Genomic DNA, 21,081 nt, shown 5'->3' on the forward strand with positions numbered 1-21,081 from the left:
GGTTTCATGGCACTATGAGCTTCCCTGAGCGGTAGGAGCTCATCATGCGCGTGATCGGTGCCGTGACCGGCCTGTGCGTATTGCTGATCGGCATATTCGTGGCCTGGAGCTGGGCCACGCGAGAGCCGGAGGGTGAGATACCGAGCGTCGAGCCCAGCGGTTGGGAGTACCGCTGGGGCGATTCGCCGCAGGATAGCGCCGGGCTGCCGGCCTGGCTGAACCCCGCTGCTCCCGGCTGGCAGCCGATCGCTTTTCCCGCCGATCCTCCGGCGCGTGATGGTCACGACAAGGTGTGGTTTCGCCTGCGCCTGCCGGACAATCAATGGCACGATCCGGTGCTGTTCATCTCCAGCATCGATCTGATCGCCCAGGTCTACCTCGGTGACCGGCTGATCTACCAGCACGGCGAGTTCGACGGGGGCGACGGGATCGCCTTTGCCGGCTGGCCCTGGCACATGATCGCGCTGCCCCAGGACTTCGACGGGCAGACCCTCTATCTGCGCATCTTCTCCGACTACACCAACATCGGCCTTTGGGGCCAGGTGCGCCTGATGGAGCGCGGAGAGGCCTATCGTCAGATCATCCGTCGCTCGGCCTGGGACGTGGCGGTGAGTGCGCTGGCCCTGGCGCTCTCGGTGTTCGCCGCGATCTTCGCCGCCGGCGGGGTCGAGCGGCGCAGCTTCGGTGCCATCGCGCTGTTCGCCGGCGCCTCGGGACTGATGCTGCTGGCCGAGGCGCCGGCGCGGCAATTGATCGCCGGCAACCCGCTGGGATGGGATCTGATCAGGGCCTTCAGCTATTACATGCTGCCGGTGGCGACCGGGTTGATCCTGGCCCACTGGCTCCAGGGCCGTCCGCGGCGCTGGATGCAGCGGCTGTGGGCGCTGCATCTCGCCTACGTGGTACTGGTGATGGGGCTGGTCCAGGGGAATGTGATCAATCTGTCGCTGACCTTTCCGATCTTCGACGGGCTGCTGGTGGCAACGCTGCCGGCGATGCTGGCACTGGCGCTATGGCAGTGGCGTGCGCTGGATGGTACCCAGCGTACCGTGGTGCTCTGCTTCGCGCTGTTCGCGCCGTTGCTGCTGGCCGATATGCTGGTGGCCCACGGTTTCATCCCGTGGCAGCCGATACCGCTGAGCTTTGGCTCGCTGGCCTTCTCACTCTCCTGCGTGGCGATCTCGCTGCACCGCTACCACCGGGTCCATCGTGAGCTGGCCCGCTCCCACGAGACGCTGGAGCAGCAGGTGACAACGCGCACCGAGGAGCTGGCACGACTGGTCGAGGAGCTCGAGGGGTTGTCCTATCGCGATGCCCTGACCGGGCTCTACAACCGTCGTCACTTCGACGCCGCCTACGCCCAGGCGGGCCGGCGGGCGGTATCACGCGGCGAGTGTCTGACACTGGCGATTCTCGATCTCGACCACTTCAAGCGTATCAACGATCGCTTCGGGCATGACGCCGGCGACAGCGTGCTGGTGACCCTGGCCGGGCTGCTCAAGGCGCACCAGGAGACCGGCGAGAGCGTCTGCCGCCTGGGCGGCGAGGAGTTCGCGCTGTTTTCCCACGCCTCGCCGGAGGCGCTGGCCGAGCGCCTCGAGCGGCTGCTGGGGCGGCTCCTCGCGACGCCGCTCAAGCGTGGCGAATTGTGCCTGGGCCATGTCACCTTCTCCGCCGGTATCGCCAGCTACCCGATGCACGGTACAAGTCCAGACAGCCTGCTGCGACTGGCCGACGAAGCGCTCTACTGCGCCAAGCGTGGCGGGCGCAGTGCGGTGGCGATCTATTCGGCCTCGGCCGCGCCGTCCCTGCAGGAAGCGGATTCCGGTCGCGATCGGGGCGGTGCGATCGGCGATGCTCAGCCGCCGCGGGCGGAAGCGGGGCAGGGATGACCGGCGAGGCAGTACCTGATCCTCGGCCGGTCGTTCGATCCCAGGCGCCCATCACTGATGCGTTGGTGCAGGGGGCGCGATTCTTGTTCCGAAGAGGATGGAAAGGAGTCATCTCGGAGGTGCCACAGCTCTCTCCTTCGAGAATCGAAATCCGCCTCATCTAAACAGTCAGTTCGAATTCTCGGTTAACGAAAAGAATCATGCAGTTGTCATTGCAAGTAATAATTTAGAGACAAAATTTTGTTTCATGACAATGAATTATCAGACATTCGTCTGCGATCCCAAAGTCTAATATTGCTCTAAGTATGATGTATGGCAGCCTGTGAAACGATAACAAACAGGCGACCCATCGCTACAGGAGCAGATCATGCCGCAATCTCTTTTCTCGAGAATGACCGTGCCGCTGACGGCACTATTGACCGCCGGTGCGCTGATGGGCGTCGCCGCGAGTGCCTCGGCGGAAGATTGGAGAGGTTGGAATGTCCATCCCGATGGGTATCCCAACTCGCTGGCGCTGAAATCCTTTGCCGACGAGGTCTCCGACAAGACGCAAGGTCGGGTCAATCCGCGCGTCTACAACAATGCGGTGCTGGGCGATCAGCCGGACGCGATCGATCAGACGCGCAGCGGGGCGCTGGACTTCGGCAATTTCAACATGGGACCGATGGGCCCGATCGTGCCGGAAACCGACGTGCTGTCGCTGCCATTCCTGTTCGACAGCGTCGACCAGATGTACCGGGTCATGGATGGGGACATCGGCAAGCGCTTCGCCGACGCGTTGGCCGACAAGGATCTGATCGCGCTGTCGTGGTTCGGCTCCGGTGCGCGAAGCTTCTACGATACCGACCATCCGATCGAGGAGCCGGACGACGTCAAGGGGCTGAAACTGCGGGTCATGAACAACGACCTGTACGTGCAGATGGTCGATGCGCTGGGCGGCAACGCCACGCCGATGTCCTACGGTGAGGTCTTCCAGTCTCTCAAGACCGGGGTCATCGACGGTGCCGAGAACAATTTCCCGTCGTTCGAATCCAGCAACCACTATGAAGTCGCCAAGTACTTCTCCGAAACCGATCACCTGATCATTCCGGAGTGCCTGTGCATCGCCAGGACGAGCTGGGACGCACTCTCCGACGAGGACAAGTCGATCGTGCGCACCGCCGCGGAGAACGCCGCCAAGGAGCAGCGAAAACTGTGGGCGGAGCGCGTCGAGAAGAGTCGCGAGATCGTCGAGAAAGCGGGCGTGAAGGTCAACCAGGTCAAGGACAAGAGCGCGTTTCAAGCTCGGATGGAGCCTATCTATCAGGCATTCATCAAGGAGCATCCCGACCTGGAATCGCTGATCGACGATATCCGCAACACCCAGTGACAACCTCAGGGAGGCGAGTCCGGGTCACCGGCGCTCGCCACTCGCTCTCGACATCGACAGGATAACCCACGTGGACAAGGTTCCGGATTCGGCTTCCGCCCCTGGCTCGACATCGGACAGGGTGCTGGATGGTCTGGCACGTCTGTGTCTGATCGTCGCCGGCGTTCTGCTGGTGTTTCTCATCTTCTCGTTCGGCTGGCTGGTGTTCGGGCGCTACGTGCTCAACGACACACCGACCTGGATCGAGCAGTCATCGCTCTTGATCGTCGTCTACATCACCTGTCTCGGCGCCGCGGCCGGGGTGCGCTTCAATTCCCACTTGAGCATCGATTTCCTGCGAGAGGGCGCACCTCGCGTACCTCGCGCGATCATGCACGCCATCGCCGATGGCTTCGTGATCCTGTTCGGCGCCTTCATGGCGTGGCAGGGCGGGCTGATGGTCATGAACAACGCGGGACGGCCGATTCCGATGATCGGCTTGTCGGAGAGCTGGCGAGCCGCGCCGCTCGTCGTGTGTGGTGTGCTGCTGGTGATCTTCACCGGCGCCAATCTCATCAAGCGATGGTTTTCGAACCCGCGGGCGGGGAGCTGAATTCATGGGACTGGCAATACTCTTCGGTGTTTTCCTGCTCGGCCTGATCGTGGGCGCCCCGATCGCTTTCGCCGTGGGACTCGCTTCGATCGTGACCTTTCTCTACGAAGGACTGCCGCTGTTCGTCGGCTTCCAGCGTATCGTGTCGGGGATCTCCGTCTTTTCGCTGCTGGCGATTCCGTTCTTCATCTTCGCCGGCGAGCTGATGCTCCATGGCGGAATCTCGAGCCGGCTGGTGCGTTTTGCCTCGGCGGCCGTCGGGCGCATGCGCGGCGGGCTCGGCATGGTCAACGTCACCTCGTCGATGCTGTTCGGCGGCATTTCCGGGTCGGCGGTCGCGGACACGTCCGCGCTGGGCTCGATCCTGATCCCGGTGATGAAGGAGAAGGGTTATGACACCGACTATGCGGTCAACGTCACCGTCACTTCCTCCATCGCCGGTGTCGTGATACCGCCGAGCCACAACATGATCCTCTATGCGGTGGCCGCCGGCGGGGGCGTCTCGGTGACGCAGCTTTTCGTCGCCGGCATCGTGCCGGGGGTGCTGATGTGTCTGGCCCTGGCGGTGGCGGCCTATCTCGTTGCCGTCAAGCGGGGCTACGGTGGCGAGGCGTTTCCGGGCTGGGCGGCGCTGGTGGTCAGCTTCTTCGCCTCGTTACCGGGCCTGCTGACGGCGGTGATCATCGTCGGCGGTGTGCTCTCCGGCATCCTGACCGTGACCGAGTCGGGGGCGTTCGGCGCCATCTACGCGATCGTGATTACCGGCCTGGTCTACCGGGAGCTGCGCTGGTCGGCCTTCAAGACGGCGGTCTACCAGGCCGTCAAGACCACCGCGCTGGTCATGATCCTGGTCGGCTGTGCCTCGGCATTTTCCTACCTGCTGGCACTCTACAACGTGCCGGAGCTGCTCGCCGAGGCGCTGACCTCCATCTCCAGCAATCCGGTGGTGGTGCTGTTGATGCTCAATCTGCTGCTGCTGGCACTTGGCATGATCATGGACATGGCGCCGTTGATCCTGATCTGCACGCCGATCTTCCTGCCGGTGGCGCAGCAGTTCGGCATGGATCCGATCCAGTTCGGCATCCTGATGATGATGAACCTGGGAATCGGGCTCTGCACGCCCCCGGTCGGCGGCTGCCTGTTCGTCGGCAGCGCCATCGGCGGGATCAAGATCGAGCAGACGGTCAAGACCATCTGGCCGTTCTATCTGGCACTGTTCGTGGTACTGATGCTGGTGACCTATGTCCCCGCCGTGTCGTTGGCGCTGCCGAACTGGCTACAGTGATCCCGTTTCCCACCTCAGGCCCGACCCGATTTGGGCCCTGGCCATCCTGCGAATGATCTGACTCGAGGAGTCGACCGATGTTGAACCGACTGTTGGTCACCGGCACCGCCGGTGGCGTGGGCCAAGCGATCCGCCCTCATCTTTCCCGGTTGGCCCGACAGGTACGCCTGTCCGACATCGCCGATCTGGGCGATGCGGCCGATCACGAGGAACTCGTTTCCTGCGAGCTGTCGGATGCCCAGGCCGTCGCCCGGCTCGTCGACGGCTGCGATGGCGTCGTCCACCTGGGAGGCATCTCGGTGGAGAAGCCTTGGGAAGGTATCCTCCAGGCCAATATCATCGGCGTCTACAATCTCTATGAAGCGGCTCGCCGACAGGGCAGGCCGCGAATCGTGTTCGCCAGCTCGAATCACACCATCGGGTACTACGAACGCGCGACGCACATCGATACCCGGGTTCCCCACCGGCCGGATTCGCTCTACGGCGTTTCCAAGTGCTTCGGCGAGGATCTGGCGAGTCTCTATTTCGATAAATTCGCGATCGAGACCCTGAGTGTCCGTATCGGCTCCTGCTTTCCCCGGCCCCAGGATACCCGGATGCTGGCCACCTGGCTGGGAACCGAGGACTTCGTGGCGCTACTCGAGCGCGCCTTCCAGGCACCACGGCTGGGTCATACGGTGATCTACGGGGTGTCGGACAACGATGAACGCTGGTGGGACAACCGCCACGCGCAGTTCCTCGGTTGGGTGCCGCAAGAGAGCTCGTCGCCGTGGCGTGATGAGGTGGAGGCCCAGGCCCGCCAGGCGCCCCAGGATCCGCAGGACCCGGCGGTCGTCCGCCAAGGGGGCAAATTCGTCACCCTGGGGCATCCCGACGACGAAACATGAGCCCGTGGCCGCCAGATCGAACTGGTATGCTGATGGTCAAGGTCATACAGCGCTGGCGATGTCCGAGTGATTCGGATGTCGGACAAGAAAATCGATAAGGTAGGCAGCACGATGGAGCAGACCAAGGCTTGGGAGATAAAGCGTATCTCGTCTCAGGAGAGTCTTTCGCGCCAGATTGCCCGGCAACTGGAGGCGCTGATCACTCAGGAGCGGATCGCGGTGGGGGACAAGTTGCCGACCGAGAGTCAGCTGTGCGACATGTTCGGCGTCAGCCGGACGGCGGTGCGCGAGGCGATCGCTCACCTCAAGTCGATGGGGCTGGTCGAGACGCGTCGCGGTATCGGTACGCGCGTGCTGCGCTCCGCGCCGGATCACCACTTTCCTGCGCGCCGCATCAGCGCCACCACGGTGGAGGACATCCTGCACGTGCTGGAGATGCGCATCACGCTGGACTCCCAGGCCGCAGCGCTGGCGGCCAAGCGGCATACGCCGGCCGATGTCGCGGCGCTGGAATCGGCCCACGAACGGTTTCTGGCCGCCTGCAAGACCGACAGTCAGGCGCGTCACGAGGATTATGTCTTTCATCGCGCGGTCGTCGAGGCCACTCACAATCCGTTTTTCGTGTCGCTGTACGACCAGCTCCACGAGGGCGCCATCCCTCGCACCAAACTCCTGTCCGTGGAACTCGACCCGGAAGCCGTATCTTACTATCTTGAAAGGGTTGCGCGTGAGCACGCCGAGGTCCTGCAGGCCATCGTCTCGGGCGAGGCCGAAGCCGCGCGCAATGCCATGCATCGTCATCTTCAGCGGGCGTACGACAATTACGCCGCGTATCAGGATCATTCCCAAGCGTGACGCCCACCGGCCCGGACCGGTGTCCGGGCTGGCCAACTGCAGTCCATCCGCGCCTATCGCCCTCGCCAGGAGGGTGGCGGCGTTGCGTTGGCGTCCGCACATTCAAGCGCTATCCAGGAGGTAACGTGAATCTGACTGGCGAATTATTGATCGGGCAGCAAAACGTCAAAGGTAGCCGCGACCCCATCGTGGCGATCAATCCGGCGACCGGAGAGCGGCTGCCGACCGAGTTCCCTGGGGGAACGGCGGAGGATGTCTCGCGAGCCTGCGAGCTGGCCTGGTCGGCCTTCGATACCTACCGTGAATCCTCGCTCGAGACACGCGCCAGCTTCCTCGAGACGATTGCCGACGAGATCGAAGCGATCGGCGATGACCTGATCGAGCGTGCGGTGGCCGAATCCGGCCTGCCGCAGGGGCGTATCCAGGGCGAGCGAGGGCGCACCTGCGGCCAGCTCCGGCTGTTCGCCAAGACCGTACGGGCCGGCGAATGGCTGGACGTGCGGATCGACCCGGCCCTGCCGGATCGGCAGCCGATGCCGAGGGTCGATCTGCGTCAGCGCCACATCGCCCTGGGGCCGGTGGCCGTCTTCGGCGCCAGCAACTTTCCGCTGGCGTTCTCCGTGGCCGGCGGCGACACCGCCTCGGCGCTGGCCGCGGGCTGTCCGGTGGTGGTGAAGGCGCATCCGGCCCATCCAGGCACCTGTGAACTGGTCGGACGCGCGGTGCAAGCGGCCGTGAAGCAGTGCGGGCTGCCGGAAGGGGTCTTCTCGATGCTGCACGATGCCAGCTTCGAGGTCGGCCAGGCTCTGGTCGCCGATCCACGGATCAAGGCCGGCGGCTTCACCGGGTCGCGCAAGGGCGGACTGGCGCTGCTGGATATCGCCCAGCGTCGTCCGGAGCCGATTCCTTTCTACGCCGAGATGAGCAGCATCAATCCGGTTTTCCTGATGCCGGCGGCGCTCAAGGCGCGGGGCAAGGCGCTGGGCGAGGCGTTCGTGGGCTCTCTCAACATGGGAGCCGGGCAGTTCTGCACCAACCCGGGGCTGGTGATCGCGATCGAGGGCCCGGATCTCGATGTCTTCCTCGACGCTGCCGCGCAAGCCGTCGAGGCGAGCGCCGCCCAGACGATGCTGACCCCGGGCATCCACGATGCCTACGAGCATGGCGTCAGTGTCCTGGCCGCGAGTACCAAGGTGAAAGAAGTCGCGCGGGGCCAGCAGGGCGACGGCCCCAACCAGTGCCAGAGCGGGCTGTTCGTGGCCGCTGGGGAAGACGTGATCGCCGACGAATCGCTTCAGGCCGAGATATTCGGGGCCTCCTCGCTGGTCGTCGCGTGCCGTGACGCCGCCGAGGTCAAGCGCGTGGCCGAAGCGCTGGAAGGACAGCTCACGGCGACCCTGCAGATGGACGATGGCGATCTCGAAGCCGCCAGGGCGCTGTTGCCGATCCTGGAGCGCAAGGCCGGTCGCATCATGGCCAACGGCTGGCCGACCGGCGTCGAGGTTTGTCACGCCATGGTCCACGGCGGCCCGTTCCCGGCCACCTCCGATGCGCGTTCCACTTCCGTCGGCACGGCGGCGATCTTCCGCTTCCTGCGGCCGGTCTGCTACCAGGACCTGCCGGATGCGCTGTTGCCGGAAGCCGTTCGCGAGGACAATCCGTTGAAACTGCGCCGGCTGCTGGACGGCGAGCGCGAGGGCTGAAGCCTCGGCCCGGGTGCCGATCCCTGGCACGCCAGTGAAATGGGCCGCTCGAGAGAGCGGCCCGTTTTTTTCGAGGGACGGCGGTGGCCGGCTATATCAGCGCCAGCCACTTCAGCAGGAAGAGTCCCAGGCTCAAGCTGAACATGGAGGCGAAGGTGGTGATGACGATGATGTTGGCCGCCAATTTGTCGTTGGCCTTGAACGCCTTGGCCATGACGAAGCTGGCCGCCGCCCCGGGGCAGCCCAGGTAAAGGAACAGGATCCCCAGGGCGGGCCCCTGGATGCCCATGGCAAGCGCCCCGGCAATCCCGAGCAGTGGAACCCAGACCAGCTTCCACAGGCTGGCGTCGAGAGCGATGCTGCTGCTGCGCTTGAACGCGCTGACCGATAGCGTGCCGCCGATGCAGATCAATCCCAGCGGCAGCGACATGCCGGCGAGATAGCCGCCCGAGGTCATGGCCCAGCCGGGCAGCTCGACGCCCGACAGCGCCACCGGAATGGCGAAGACCACGCTCAGGATCAGGGGGTTTTTGGCCAGGTTCTTGGCCAGGCTGCGGAAGTCGGTGGCGATCTGGTCGCTGTAGAACGACAGAATGAAGACCGAAAAGACGTTGTAGATGACGATGACGGCACCGGCCAGCACGCCACCGACGGAGAGACCGTAGTCGCCGTATTGGCCGGCGGCCAGCGCCAGTCCGACGATACCGTTGTTGGCCCGGAACGCCCCCTGGGTGAAGATGCCGCGCTCTATCCGCGGGTGTCGCCAGACCGCCCAGGCCCAGGCAAGGAAGAAACTGACCACGGTATAGCCGATGAAGTAGCCGATCAGCTCCGGTTGCAGCGCACGGTTCAGGTCGGCCTTGACGATGCTGAGGAACAGCAGCGCCGGCATGGTGACCTTGAACACCAGCATCGACGCCGTGGTGATGAAATGGGCGTCGATCCAGCCGATGCGCTTGAGACCGAGGCCCAGGAAGACCATCAGGAAGACGGGAAGCGTGATCTCCAGCGTATGCGTAAAGGCGGCCAGCAGCCCCATCGTTCACTCTCCGCCGCGTACCAGCCAGAAGCCGACGATCAGCGCGGCGATCAACAGGGCCCAGAATAATCGGTTACGCAGACGCGTATCGCGATGGGATCCTTTGCGAGACACAGTACAATCCTTTTTTGGCAAACGCTTCGAACGCGCGTTCGACAAGCATGTCGACGATAGCGCCAGCAAGATGAAGCGGTGAAAATGTATAGCCGATAGTCTAAGGGAATTTGGATGTCGATGCTGCCTTATCCACTGGTCTTCGCCCACGCCAACGGGTTCACTGGCGCCAGCTATCGGACGTTGCTGTCGCCGTTGGCGGAGCGTTTCGCACTGCATCCGCTGGATCGTCTGGCTCACGACCCCCGCTATCCGGTCGGACGCAACTGGCTGGCGCTTCGCGAAGAGTATCTCGCCGCGATCGAGCCGCTGGCAGCGCCGGTCGTGGCCGTGGGTCACTCCATGGGCGGGGTGCTGTCGATCATGGCCGCGGCCAAGGCGCCACGACGTTTCCGGGCCGTGGTGGCGCTTGACCCCCCGCTGCTGCTGGGACGCGACGCCTGGATGTTGAAGGCCGCCAAGCTGACGGGGTTCGTCGACCGGGTGACGCCAGCGGGCAAGACGCTGAAACGCCGCGAGACCTGGCCCAGTCGCGACGCCATGGCGGCGGCACTGCGTCGCCGCTCGCTGTTCCAGCGCTTCACCGAGACTGCCATGAGCGACTACGTCACCGGGGCGACCACCATCGACGATGATAGCGGCGCCGCCAGATTGCGATATGCGCCCCGAACCGAGGCGGCCGTGTTTCGCCACCTGCCCGACCACCTGGCGTCGGTGCTGCGCAAGCTCGACGTGCCACTGACGGTGATCGCCGGTGAGCAGTCCGATCTGCTGACGCCCGGTCGGCGACGCTCGCTCGAGCGGTTGGGCATTCGACTTCGCTGCGTACCCGGGGGGCATATGTTCCCGTTCGAGCAACCGGAAGCCACCCGCGAGGCGATCGTCAGGGCCATTGGCGAGATGCTGGGAGAGAGCGCGTGAGGCCGGCAGAGACGCTCCTGGGGGAAGGGCGGCTGGCGGCTTTGAGCTGGGGTGACGAGGCCGCGCCGACCTGGGTGGCCCTGCATGGCTGGCTAGACAATGCCGCGTCCTTCGCTCGCCTGGCGCCGGCGCTGGTCAACGAGCTGGGCATCCGCCTGGTGGCGCTGGACTTGCCGGGGCATGGTCATTCGCCGCACCGCGGCGAGCGCGCCGACTATCCGCTGTGGGGCTACGTCCCCGACGTGCTCGAGGCGCTGGATGGGTTGAATCTACGCGCCGCGACGCTGGTCGGCCACTCGATGGGCGCGGGGGTCGCCAGCCTGATCGCCGCGGCGATGCCGGCACGAGTGGAGCGGCTGGCGCTGATCGACGGGCTCGCCTCGACCACCAACGAACCGGCCGAAACGGTGGCGCAGCTGCAGGCGGCGCTGGGCGCGCGCGCTCGGTCGCGCGGCGATACCGGCGGCTATCCCAGCGTGGAAGACGCCGTCGCCGCGCGGGTTCGGGGCGGGGTCACCCCGATCGATGCGGATACCGCGCGGCCCATCGTCGAGCGGAACCTGGCGAGAGCGCAGGATGGGCACTATCGCTGGCGCACCGATCGGCGCCTGACCTGGCCGTCGCTGCTGCGCTGGACGCCGGACCAGATGCTGGAGACGGTCGCCGCGATTCGGGCGCCGGTATTGCTGTTGCAGGCCACGGGCGGGGTGTTGACCCAGCGGCCGCATCTCGGTGATGCCTGCCGGCGGCTCGCCAGGCTCGAGCGACGCATCGTCTCCGGCGGTCATCACCTGCATCTGGAGCGGATCAGAGTGGCGCAGGTGGCGGCCGAGATCGTACGCTGGCATCAATCGACCGCCGGGGAGCGCTTGTCATGAAACCTCGAGTCTCGTTGGTATTGGGCAGTGGTGGTGCGCGGGGCTACGCGCATATCGGCGTGATCGAGGAGCTCGAGGCGCGGGGCTACGAGATCGCCTCGATCTCCGGTTGCTCCATGGGAGCCCTGATCGGTGGCATCTATGCCGCCGGCCAGCTCGATGCCTATCGCGACTGGGTCTGTCAGCTCGACTATTTCGACGTGCTGCGGCTGGTCGACATCACCTGGAGCGCCATGGGCGCGATGCGCGCCGGCAAGGTGATGACCAAGCTGGAATCGCTGGTCGGCGACATCCGCATCGAGGATCTGCCGATGCCGTTCACCGCCGTGGCGACGGACCTGGGGCGGCAGCGCGAAGTGTGGTTCCAGAGCGGGCCGCTGCTGCGGGCGATCCGTGCCTCGATCGCGGTACCGGGGATCATCACCCCGGTCCAGGAGAACGGCCACGTCCTGGTCGACGGCGGGCTGCTGAACCCGCTTCCGATCATCCCCACGGTGTCGGTCGACGCGGATCTGGTGCTGGCGGTCAATGCCACCGCCCAGACGCCGCGGCCGGTGACGCTGGAGGAGTTGCTGCCGGCCGACCAGGCAGCCCAGGAACACGCCCGCGAGATCGAGCGCGAGGCCGAGGGCAAGAGCTTCAGCGGCTGGCTGAAGAACGTGCGCACGCGGGTCCAGGGCATGGTCTCCTCGTTCAGCGACGAGGAGGAGGCGTCCGAGAACGTCAGCTGGTCCAGCCAGACCGAGCGCGCCTGGAGCAAGCTGGACATGATGCTGGCCTCGTTCGATATCACCCAGGCCGCGCTGGCCAAGTACAAGGTCGCCGGTTATCCACCCGATATCCTGATCGACGTGCCCAAGAGCGTCTGCGGGGCCTACGAGTTCCATCGGGCGGAGGCGCTGATCGAGCTGGGGCGCTATCTCACCGCCCAGGCCCTGGATCGCCATGAGCGCCAGCGTGACCGGACCATGGTGGCCGGTGAACCGGTCGATGGCCGCCGCCATCCTTCCAGTAGCGGCGACCCCCAGGGGCGGTTGCCCCTGCCGCTGTCGTCGCCCAAGCGGCACGGTTGAAGACACGGCAGGGCCGCCTGGGTGAGTCGTGCGTCGCGTAAGCTCGCCCTTCCTCAAGCCCGATCCCGAGCCGTGTCTCCGGTTTCGCCGCGCGCTCCCTGGGCGTCCCAGGTGACGGTTCAGCGGCTTGCATCGGCCCGGGTGCGCAGCAGGACATAGAGCGCGCCGGTGCCGCCATCGATCTCGCTGGCGGAGCAGAAAGCGATCACTCGCGACCAGTTCTTGAGCCAGGCGTTGACGTGGCTCTTGATCACCGGGTAGTCCGCGCCGTTGCCGCGATAGCCACGCGCCTTGCCATGGACCACCAGCACGCAGCGGACCCGGTTGGCGACGGCATCGTCGATGAACGATTCGAGTTCGAGGCGCGCCTCGTCGAGGGTGTGGCCGTGGAGGTCGAGTCCGCCCTCCCAGGCGATATGGCCCCGCTTGAGTTTGGCAAAGGTGCGCGTGGGGAGGTCGGGGATCGCGAATTCCAGCCGCTGGTGCGGTGTGACGGCCTCGACGCCACCGTCGGAGAGCTGGGACTGCACCACCGGCGGAGCCTGTTCGGCGGCTTCACGGCGGATATCGGCGTTGATGTCGTTGCGGCGCGGCTTGCCGACGGCGGCGCGATTGACGCTGAGCCGCCTGATGCCGGCCGCTTTCAGCGCGTCGCGGAACGCGTTGTAATCGTCATCGTCGCCTGAAGTCATGACCGTGGAACCTCCGCTTGCCATCGTCGTGCCGGCTGGAATCGTTGCGCGGCGCAAAGGGTAAACGATTCCGGGCTTCGTGGCTTGTCTGTGGGGAGCGGTAGGTGATGAATCAGCCCGGCTGTGAACCCGCCATCCTTGAGGGTACAATCGTCGTCCGTTTTTCAGCCTGATGCGAGTCCCGTCCATGCCCCGTTTGCCGTCGACCCTGACGCTAGCCGACGATGCCATCGTCGCCGATCTGTTCAGCGTGCGGGACTGCCTGCGTTGGGCAACCAGCGAATTTCACGCCCACCGCCTCCACTTCGGCCACGGCACCGACAGCGCCTGGGACGAAGCGGTGGCGCTGGTGCTGGGGGCGCTGCATCTGCCCTGGGACGTCGACCCGGCGGTGCTCGATTCGCGGCTTCTGGGCGTCGAGCGCGAACGCATCGTGGCACTGGTCAGGACTCGGATCGAGACGCGCCAGCCGCTGCCTTACCTGATCGGCGAGGCGTTTTTCGCCGGCTTCCCGTTCGAAGTCGACGAACGGGTGCTGATTCCGCGTTCGCCGACGGCGGAGCTGATCGAGCAGGGGTTCTCGGCCTGGTTCGACGACAGGCCCCCGGCTCGCGTCCTCGATCTCTGTACCGGCTCCGGCTGCATGGGCATCGCCACCGCGCTTCACCTGCCGACCTGCGAGGTGGACCTGGTCGATATCAGTGTCGACGCGCTCGACGTGGCCAAGGCCAATATCGTGCGCCACGACGTCGGCCGGCGCGTGCGTGCCGTGGCTTCCGACCTGTTCGAGGGCGTCGCCGGGCAGCGCTACGACCTGATCGTCAGCAACCCGCCCTATGTCGACAGTCGCGATCTGGCAGCGATGCCGGCGGAGTATCGCCACGAACCCGACCTGGCGCTGGGCGCCGGTCGAGACGGTCTCGACATCGTGCGACGCATCCTGCGCGAGGCGCGGGCCTATCTGAACGACGGCGGTGTGCTGATCGTCGAGGTCGGCAATTCTCAGCACCATCTCGAGGCGGCCTTTCCGACGGTGCCGTTTCTCTGGCTCGAGTTCGAGCGCGGGGGCGAAGGCGTCTTCGCACTCAGTGCCGAGGATCTCGATACCTACGCGGATGTTTTCGCCGCTTCCCAAGCGCGCTGATTGCGAGCTTTTACCCTTTTCTGAGGATCGCGCATGTCCGGCAACACCTTCGGCAAACTGTTCACCGTCACCACTTTCGGTGAGAGTCACGGCCCCGCGCTGGGCGCCATCGTCGATGGCTGTCCGCCGGGACTCGAGATCGGCGAAGCGGACCTTCAGGTCGATCTGGACCGCCGTCGCCCCGGCTCCTCGCGTCATACCACCCAGCGCCGGGAGCCCGACCAGGTGAAGATCCTCTCCGGGGTGTTCGAGGGCAGGACCACCGGCACGCCGATCGGGCTGTTGATCGAGAACACCGACCAGCGCTCCAAGGACTACTCCAAGATCGCGGAGCAATTCCGGCCGGCGCACGCCGACTACACCTACCATCACAAGTACGGCATCCGCGACTATCGGGGTGGCGGGCGCTCCAGCGCTCGCGAGACCGCGATGCGGGTGGCCGCCGGCGCCATCGCCAAGGCCTGGCTGGCGCAACAGGGCATCCGGGTGCGCGGCTACATGAGCCAGCTCGGGCCGATCGAGCTCGACTTCAAGAGCTGGGAGGGGGTGGACGACAACCCGTTCTTCTGTCCCGATCCGGCCAGGCTCCCGGAGCTCGAGGCCTACATGGATCAGCTGCGCCGTGACCAGGATTCGGTCGGCGCGAGAATCACCGTGGTTGCCGAGGGCGTGCCGGTGGGATTGGGCGAGCCGGTCTTCGACCGCCTGGATGCCGACCTGGCCCACGCCCTGATGGGCATCAACGCGGTGAAGGGCATCGAGATCGGCGACGGCTTCGGTGTCGTCGCGCAACGGGGCAGCGAACACCGCGACGAGATGACGCCCGAAGGCTTTCTCTCCAATCACGCCGGTGGCGTGCTCGGTGGGATCTCCAGCGGCCAGCCGATCGTCGCGCATCTGGCGCTGAAGCCGACCTCCAGCATCACCCGGCCGGGGCGTTCCATCGATGTGCACGGCGAGCCGGTGGAGGTGGTCACCAAGGGGCGTCACGACCCCTGCGTGGGGATTCGCGCCACACCGATCGCCGAGGCGATGATGGCGCTGACGCTGATCGATCACCTGCTGCGCCACCGGGGGCAGAACGGCGATGTGCGGGTAGCCACCCCGCGTCTGGGCCAGCGCTAGACTCGGCGAAGGCCTCGACCCTGGCGGCGATCACTCGTCGCCAGGGGGCTCGCCACGGCCTGCCTTGCGATCCTCGGCTGCGCCAACGCCATTCTCGTAGTCCCCATTTCCACCATTTCCGTTGTCACTTTCCTTGTCCGTGCCGCGTATCTCTGCGCCGCCCTGGTTCGCGCCGCCTTGGCGCTCCTCCTGTGCCTGCTGCTGGCGCTCCTTGACCTTGCGCTGGCGAAGCTGCTGGCGATAGCCGTAGGTGGCGCTGCGGATCGTTTCGTCGCTCTCGAGGCTCGACCCCAGGGCGCCGGCGACGGTGGCCACCGAGGCGGCGAGCCAGGCCAGGGCTGGGAAGTTGAGCCAGTTGATCGACTGACCAACCGTCGTCTCCAGTAGATCGGCAGGGACGAACAGAATCACCGCGGCCAGAAACAGTGCGAACAGGATGACGTAATAGCAGGCGACGCCCGCCGTCAGCGTCAGCACCGTGGTCAGGTTGTAGAATCCCGTCAGGCGGTTCGATCCGCTGTATCGCCTGGGTTCCCACAGGCCGTGATCGAGTATCAGCCAGGTCACCATCGCTGCCATGGCCGCGATCATCAGAATCACGAAGCGGTAGAACTCGTAGGCGGCGCTGAGTTTCCACAGCGAGGGAAAGATCAGGCCGTAGGCGCCGGTGGCGAAGGCCACCGCGACGATGCGGCGGAAGGCGGGCAGGATGGTCCAGGGGCGATTGGCCCGCACCATGCCGCCGAGCAGTTTGGCGTACCCCCGCCACTTGGCGGCGCTGACGAAGCGCACATCGACATGCTTCTCGTGCTCATCGGAAGGCGTGATCCTCTGGATTGGGACCAGTCGCTCGGAGAGCCGCCAACCCATCAGCTCGCGTGAATTGCGATTGCGAATCCCGCTCCGTTCACGGGCCTCTCGCCCCTGCTCGAGATGCTGCTGCTGACGCTCACGCTCTTCCCCATCGCTGCCGTGATGCATCTCGTTGACCAGGTGCAGGATCGCTTCCCGCAGCCGCCGCCTGAGCGGCGAGATACCCAAGGCGGGCTGCGAGATGATCGCCACGCCCAGGTTCTCGCTGGCTTCCGCCAGCGTCAGGCGGTCATCGCGGAAGAGCGGCAGGTCGGTAATGCAGACCACATAGTGCCAGCCGTGGTCACGCTTGATCCGCTCTGCCTGATCGATGACGTTGTCCGTCGAATCCTCGGCCCCGATCAGTGCGTCGGTGACGCACTCCACCCGCCACTGATGACGATCATCGGTGTGGCGCCCGAGCAGTTCGGACAGCTCGTCGGCGATCAGGCCGGCGACCCGCTCCGGCAGCTCCGGTGCCGGGACCAGCCCCAGGCGCAATGGGCCCTCGGAATGCGCTTCCCGTGCCGTCGACTCCCGCGATCCGTCCCCATGGTCCTGCGCCATGCGCGACAACTCCTTTCTTTCTGGATTGGCGCCTCTCGAACGAGGGCGCCTCGAATGACTTCGTTTCGAACCCGAACCGGTCGAGCGTGGCCTTGCCACAGGTCCTGCAACGGGGCTAAGCGTAGCCGCTTCGGGAGGCTTCGGCCGCCCTGACTTTCTCGAGTTCGGCGATCATCGCGCGACCGGCATTGGAGAGCGTGCGTTCGCGATGAACCAGGTAGCCGAGGCGACGCACGATCGGCGGGTGATCCACCGGTAGCACCGCGATGTCGTCGTCGATCAGGCTTTCCGGCAGCACGCTCCAGCCCAGGCCGATGCTCGCCATCATCTTGAGCGTTTCGAGATAGTTGGTGGACAGCGCCACGTCGATGGAGAGTGCCGCCTGGGTGAAGGAGTTGATCACGATATCGCGGGTGAAGGTGAGCGGGCCGGGCAGGACCGCGGGGTAGTCGACGAGATCGGCCAGCGAGAGCGAGTCCCTCGCGGTCAGCGGGTGGTCGGGCGCGGCGAGGAATCGCAGCTGATCGATCCACACCGGCACCGACTCCACCTGCGGGTAGGGCTGGGGTGAGAGCGTCACTACGGCCAGTTCGATCTCACCGGCGATCACGCCATGGTAGGCCTGCTCGGAGTCGAGGAAGCGCAGATCCAGATCGACATCGGGATAGCGCTGGGTGAAGGCCTTGAGCACCGCCGGTAGCCGGTGAAGGCCGACATGGTGGCTGGTCGCCAGCGTCAGGCTGCCCTCGACGCTGCCGCTCAGGTTGCTCAAGGTGCGGCGGCTGTCCTCGACCAGCTGCAGGATCTGACGAGCGCGTGGCAGTAGCAGACGGCCGGCTTCGGTCAGGCTGACCCGACGATTGATGCGATCGAACAGTTTGGCGCCGGTCTGATACTCCAGTGCGGCGATGCGTTTGCTGATCGCCGGCTGGGTAAGGTGCAACTGCTCGCCGGCCAGCGAGAACGAGGCCGTGTCGGCGACCGCGATGAAGGCCTGCAGGCTCTGCGTGTCCATGGCGCGGGTTCCTGATGATGGTTTCTTGAATTCTGTTATGGAATGCAAAGCATAATCAAGATGAATTGATTTTATGCATGCTCTGGCCGTATCTTGACGCTTCAATCAGTTGCAGCGCCGAAGCGAAGCGCTGCGATTCGCAGGCATCACGTCACCCAAGCTGCGACAGACAGCGTGACGGAGGAGATAACCCCAATGGCAAGCCAGACGCTCTACGACAAGTTGTGGGCCCAGCACCTGGTGACGCAGCGCGATGACGGTTCCGCGCTGATCTACATCGATCGTCACCTGCTGCACGAAGTCACCTCGCCCCAGGCATTCGAAGGGCTGCGGCTGGCCGGTCGCAAGCCGTGGCGCCGCGACGCCAATCTGGCGACTCCCGATCACAACGTGCCGACCACGCTCAAGGAGCGTAGCGCCGGCAATGCCGGGATACTCGACGATGTCTCGCGGATTCAGGTCGAAACCCTGGATGCCAACTGCGAGAGCTTCGACATCGAGGAGTTTCGCATCAACGACGAGCGCCAGGGCATCGTCCACGTGGTCGGGCCCGAGCAGGGCGCCACGCTGCCGGGCATGACCGTGGTCTGTGGCGACTCCCACACCGCGACCCACGGCGCCTTCGCCGCGCTCTCCCACGGTATCGGCACCTCCGAGGTGGAGCATGTGCTGGCGACCCAGTGCCTGATCGCGCAGAAGATGAAGAACATGCAGGTGCGGGTCGAGGGCAGGCTGGGGCTCGGCGTCACCGCCAAGGATATCGTGCTGGCGATCATCGGCCGTATCGGTACCGCCGGTGGCACCGGCTACGCCATCGAGTTCGCCGGCAGCGCGATTCGCGATCTCTCCATGGAAGGTCGCATGACGATCTGCAACATGGCGATCGAAGCCGGTGCCCGCGTTGGCCTGGTGGCGGTGGACGACCACACCATCGAGTACCTGAAAGGTCGGCCCTATGCGCCCAGCGCCGAGCAGTGGCCGGCGGCGGTCGAGGCCTGGCGCGATCTGGTCTCGGACGATGGCGCGCATTTCGACAAGATCGTCGAGCTCGACGCTGCCGAGATCGAGCCGCAGGTGACCTGGGGGACCAGCCCGGAAATGGTCGTCAACGTCTCCGCCGAGGTGCCCGACCCGGCCGCCGCCGCCGACGAGACCGTCACCCAGGGCATGACCCGCGCGCTGGAGTACATGGGTCTCAGCGCCGGGCAGAAGATCACCGATATCCGGCTCGACAAGGTGTTCATCGGCTCCTGCACCAACTCGCGGATCGAGGATCTGCGCGAGGCCGCCAAGGTGGCGAAAGGGCGCAAGGTCGCCGAGAACATCCAGTTGGCCATGGTGGTGCCGGGCTCCGGTCTGGTGAAGCGCCTGGCCGAGGCCGAGGGGCTCGACAAGATCTTCATCGAGGCCGGCTTCGAGTGGCGCGAGCCGGGCTGCTCCATGTGTCTGGCGATGAATGCCGACAAGCTGGGCGCCGGCGAGCGCTGCGCCTCGACCTCCAACCGCAACTTCGAGGGGCGCCAGGGGTACGGAGGCCGGACCCATCTGGTCAGCCCGGCAATGGCGGCGGCCGCTGCCATCGAAGGCCATTTCGTCGACGTCCGCGAATACGACTATGACCGGGGCAATGCACGGGAGATGAGCGCATGAAGAAGTTCGAACGCCTGCAGGGTCTGGTCGCGCCGCTCGATCGGGCCAACGTCGATACCGACCTGATCATTCCCAAGCAGTTCCTGAAGTCGATCAAGCGCACCGGCTTCGGCCCCAACCTGTTCGACGAGCTGCGCTATCTCGACGAAGGCTATCCCGGCCAGGATGCGTCGAGCCGGCCGCTCAATCCGGACTTCGTGCTCAACCAGTCGCGCTATCGCGATGCGCAGGTGTTGCTGGCCCGGCGCAATTTCGGTTGCGGCAGTTCGCGAGAGCACGCGCCCTGGGCGCTGGACGATTTCGGTTTCCGGGCGGTGATCGCGCCGAGCTTCGCCGATATCTTCTATAACAACTCGTTCAAGAACGGCATCCTGCTGATCACCCTGGACGAGGAGACGGTCGACAGGCTGTTCCTGGAGACCGAAGCGACCGAAGGCTACCGTCTGGATATCGATCTCGAAAGACAGACGGTGACCACGCCGGATGGCGAGGCGATCCCGTTCGAGGTCGATGCCTTTCGCAAGCACTGCCTGCTCGAGGGGCTCGACGATATCGGCCTGACCCTCGAGCAGTCCGGCGCGATCCACGATTTCGAGCGTGGTCACCGCGCCGCGCGTCCGTGGCTGTTTCGTGATGCCTGAGGCCCCCGGCAGCGCCGATCATGGCGCCGTCGTCGAGCGCCAGTTCGGCGCCCGGGCGGCGGCCTATTTGAGCAGCAGCGTGCATGCCCAGGGCCAGGAGTTCGTCCAGCTTCGCACGCGGGTCGGCGAGATCGATGCCCCCCGGGTGCTGGATCTGGGCTGCGGCGCCGGCCATGTCAGTTTCCAACTGGCCGATCTGGCGTCCGAGGTTGTCGCCTACGACCTCTCGCCGCGGATGCTCGCGGTGGTCGGCGAGGCGGCCGGAGAGCGTGGCTTCGGCAATATCCGCACGGTCCAGGGGGTCGCCGAGTCGCTGCCGTTCGCCGCCGACAGTTTCGACGTGGTGTGCAGCCGCTTCTCCGCCCACCACTGGCGCGACGTGGGGCTGGCGCTGCGGGAAGCGAGGCGGGTCCTGAAACCGGGTGGCCTGGCGGCGTTCATCGACGTCGCCGCCTCCGAGCAGCCGCTGTTCGACAGCTTCCTGCAGACGGTCGAGATGCTGCGCGATACCAGCCATGTGCGGGATTACGCGCCCAGCGAATGGGCGAAGATGGTGGGTGAGGCGGGGCTGGCGGTGACTGCCAGTTCGCGCCAGCGCCTGCGGCTGGATTTCGAGACCTGGATCGCGCGCATGCGCACGCCTGACGTCATGCGCGAGGCGATCCGCCACCTGCAGAGTCAGGTCGGCCAGGAAGTGCGAGACGCCTTCGAGATCGGCGAGGATGGCTCCTTCACGACCGACATGCTGGTGTTGTGGGCGACCAAGGAACACGTTTGAGGACAATGC

General features: G+C 65.4%; 19 protein-coding genes. 15 read left to right on the top strand and 4 right to left on the bottom strand.

Annotated elements, in window-relative coordinates:
• Window positions 1-44 precede the first annotated feature (44 nt).
• From AAGT95_RS13445 to AAGT95_RS13475, 7 genes are all read left to right on the top strand, one after another.
• Window positions 45-1,892 (top strand): GGDEF domain-containing protein, encoded by a 1,848-nt coding sequence (locus tag AAGT95_RS13445; RefSeq protein ID WP_342594108.1) that lies wholly within the window; start codon window positions 45-47, stop codon window positions 1,890-1,892.
• Window positions 1,893-2,259: 367 nt separating this feature from the next.
• Window positions 2,260-3,261, top strand: a complete 1,002-nt coding sequence (locus tag AAGT95_RS13450; protein ID WP_342594109.1) for a TRAP transporter substrate-binding protein — start codon at window positions 2,260-2,262, stop codon at window positions 3,259-3,261.
• Window positions 3,262-3,331: 70 nt separating this feature from the next.
• Window positions 3,332-3,853, top strand: a complete 522-nt coding sequence (locus AAGT95_RS13455; protein ID WP_110710033.1) for a TRAP transporter small permease — start codon at window positions 3,332-3,334, stop codon at window positions 3,851-3,853.
• 4 nt (window positions 3,854-3,857) lie between these two features.
• On the top strand, window positions 3,858-5,138 hold the full coding sequence (locus tag AAGT95_RS13460; protein WP_110600967.1) for a TRAP transporter large permease: 1,281 nt from the start codon (window positions 3,858-3,860) through the stop codon (window positions 5,136-5,138).
• Between the two features lie 77 nt (window positions 5,139-5,215).
• Window positions 5,216-6,025, top strand: a complete 810-nt coding sequence (locus AAGT95_RS13465) for an NAD(P)-dependent oxidoreductase (RefSeq protein ID WP_342594110.1) — start codon at window positions 5,216-5,218, stop codon at window positions 6,023-6,025.
• 75 nt (window positions 6,026-6,100) lie between these two features.
• Window positions 6,101-6,880, top strand: a complete 780-nt coding sequence (locus AAGT95_RS13470; protein WP_342594111.1) for a FadR/GntR family transcriptional regulator — start codon at window positions 6,101-6,103, stop codon at window positions 6,878-6,880.
• Window positions 6,881-7,005: 125 nt separating this feature from the next.
• Window positions 7,006-8,583 carry an aldehyde dehydrogenase (NADP(+)) gene (locus tag AAGT95_RS13475; RefSeq protein WP_342594112.1) on the top strand — a complete coding sequence of 526 codons (1,578 nt, stop codon included), beginning with the start codon at window positions 7,006-7,008 and terminating at the stop codon, window positions 8,581-8,583.
• 91 nt (window positions 8,584-8,674) lie between these two features.
• Here AAGT95_RS13475 and AAGT95_RS13480 read toward each other — a convergent pair whose 3' ends face one another.
• Window positions 8,675-9,622 (bottom strand): AEC family transporter, encoded by a 948-nt coding sequence (locus AAGT95_RS13480; RefSeq protein ID WP_342594113.1) that lies wholly within the window; start codon window positions 9,620-9,622, stop codon window positions 8,675-8,677.
• Between the two features lie 228 nt (window positions 9,623-9,850).
• Between AAGT95_RS13480 and AAGT95_RS13485 the strand changes: the two genes are divergently transcribed.
• The 3 genes from AAGT95_RS13485 to AAGT95_RS13495 are packed head-to-tail and all read left to right on the top strand — an operon-like array spanning window position 9,851 to window position 12,608.
• Window positions 9,851-10,657 carry an alpha/beta hydrolase gene (locus AAGT95_RS13485; RefSeq protein ID WP_342594114.1) on the top strand — a complete coding sequence of 269 codons (807 nt, stop codon included), beginning with the start codon at window positions 9,851-9,853 and terminating at the stop codon, window positions 10,655-10,657.
• Window positions 10,654-11,535, top strand: a complete 882-nt coding sequence (locus AAGT95_RS13490) for an alpha/beta hydrolase (RefSeq protein ID WP_342594115.1) — start codon at window positions 10,654-10,656, stop codon at window positions 11,533-11,535. Before AAGT95_RS13485 ends, AAGT95_RS13490 begins: the two co-directional genes overlap by 4 nt.
• Window positions 11,532-12,608 carry a patatin-like phospholipase family protein gene (locus tag AAGT95_RS13495; protein ID WP_342594116.1) on the top strand — a complete coding sequence of 359 codons (1,077 nt, stop codon included), beginning with the start codon at window positions 11,532-11,534 and terminating at the stop codon, window positions 12,606-12,608. The genes AAGT95_RS13490 and AAGT95_RS13495 overlap by 4 nt, the downstream gene beginning before the upstream one ends.
• 119 nt (window positions 12,609-12,727) lie before the next feature.
• On the opposite strand, the gene AAGT95_RS13500 is transcribed toward AAGT95_RS13495, so the two are convergent.
• The gene (locus tag AAGT95_RS13500; RefSeq protein ID WP_342594117.1) at window positions 12,728-13,300 is read right to left on the bottom strand and encodes a Smr/MutS family protein; all 573 of its coding nucleotides are present in this window, start codon (window positions 13,298-13,300) and stop codon (window positions 12,728-12,730) included.
• Between the two features lie 187 nt (window positions 13,301-13,487).
• Between AAGT95_RS13500 and prmB the strand changes: the two genes are divergently transcribed.
• Together prmB and aroC are read left to right on the top strand one after the other, a co-directional pair.
• Complete coding sequence (gene prmB / locus AAGT95_RS13505; RefSeq protein ID WP_342594118.1) at window positions 13,488-14,444, top strand: 50S ribosomal protein L3 N(5)-glutamine methyltransferase; 957 nt, start codon at window positions 13,488-13,490, stop codon at window positions 14,442-14,444.
• Window positions 14,445-14,477: 33 nt separating this feature from the next.
• Window positions 14,478-15,569: a chorismate synthase gene (gene aroC, locus AAGT95_RS13510; RefSeq protein ID WP_342594119.1), complete on the top strand. Its 1,092-nt coding sequence runs from the start codon at window positions 14,478-14,480 to the stop codon at window positions 15,567-15,569.
• Between the two features lie 30 nt (window positions 15,570-15,599).
• On the opposite strand, the gene AAGT95_RS13515 is transcribed toward aroC, so the two are convergent.
• Together AAGT95_RS13515 and AAGT95_RS13520 are read right to left on the bottom strand one after the other, a co-directional pair.
• Entirely contained in the window at window positions 15,600-16,988 is a 1,389-nt protein-coding gene (locus tag AAGT95_RS13515) for a hypothetical protein (protein ID WP_342594120.1), read from the bottom strand.
• 115 nt (window positions 16,989-17,103) lie between these two features.
• The gene (locus AAGT95_RS13520; RefSeq protein ID WP_342594121.1) at window positions 17,104-18,003 is read right to left on the bottom strand and encodes a LysR family transcriptional regulator; all 900 of its coding nucleotides are present in this window, start codon (window positions 18,001-18,003) and stop codon (window positions 17,104-17,106) included.
• A 195-nt stretch (window positions 18,004-18,198) separates the two neighbouring features.
• Between AAGT95_RS13520 and leuC the strand changes: the two genes are divergently transcribed.
• From leuC to AAGT95_RS13535, 3 genes are read left to right on the top strand one after another with little or no spacing between them, the layout of a single operon-like run.
• Complete coding sequence (gene leuC, locus AAGT95_RS13525; protein WP_342594122.1) at window positions 18,199-19,653, top strand: 3-isopropylmalate dehydratase large subunit; 1,455 nt, start codon at window positions 18,199-18,201, stop codon at window positions 19,651-19,653.
• Entirely contained in the window at window positions 19,650-20,294 is a 645-nt protein-coding gene (gene leuD / locus AAGT95_RS13530; RefSeq protein ID WP_342594123.1) for a 3-isopropylmalate dehydratase small subunit, read from the top strand. The genes leuC and leuD overlap by 4 nt, the downstream gene beginning before the upstream one ends.
• A complete protein-coding gene (locus tag AAGT95_RS13535) occupies window positions 20,287-21,072 on the top strand; it encodes a class I SAM-dependent methyltransferase (RefSeq protein ID WP_342594124.1) in 786 nt (261 codons plus the stop codon). Before leuD ends, AAGT95_RS13535 begins: the two co-directional genes overlap by 8 nt.
• Window positions 21,073-21,081 lie beyond the last annotated feature (9 nt).

The organism is Salinicola lusitanus (assembly GCF_038648475.1).
Classification (GTDB): Bacteria; Pseudomonadota; Gammaproteobacteria; order Pseudomonadales; family Halomonadaceae; genus Salinicola; species Salinicola lusitanus.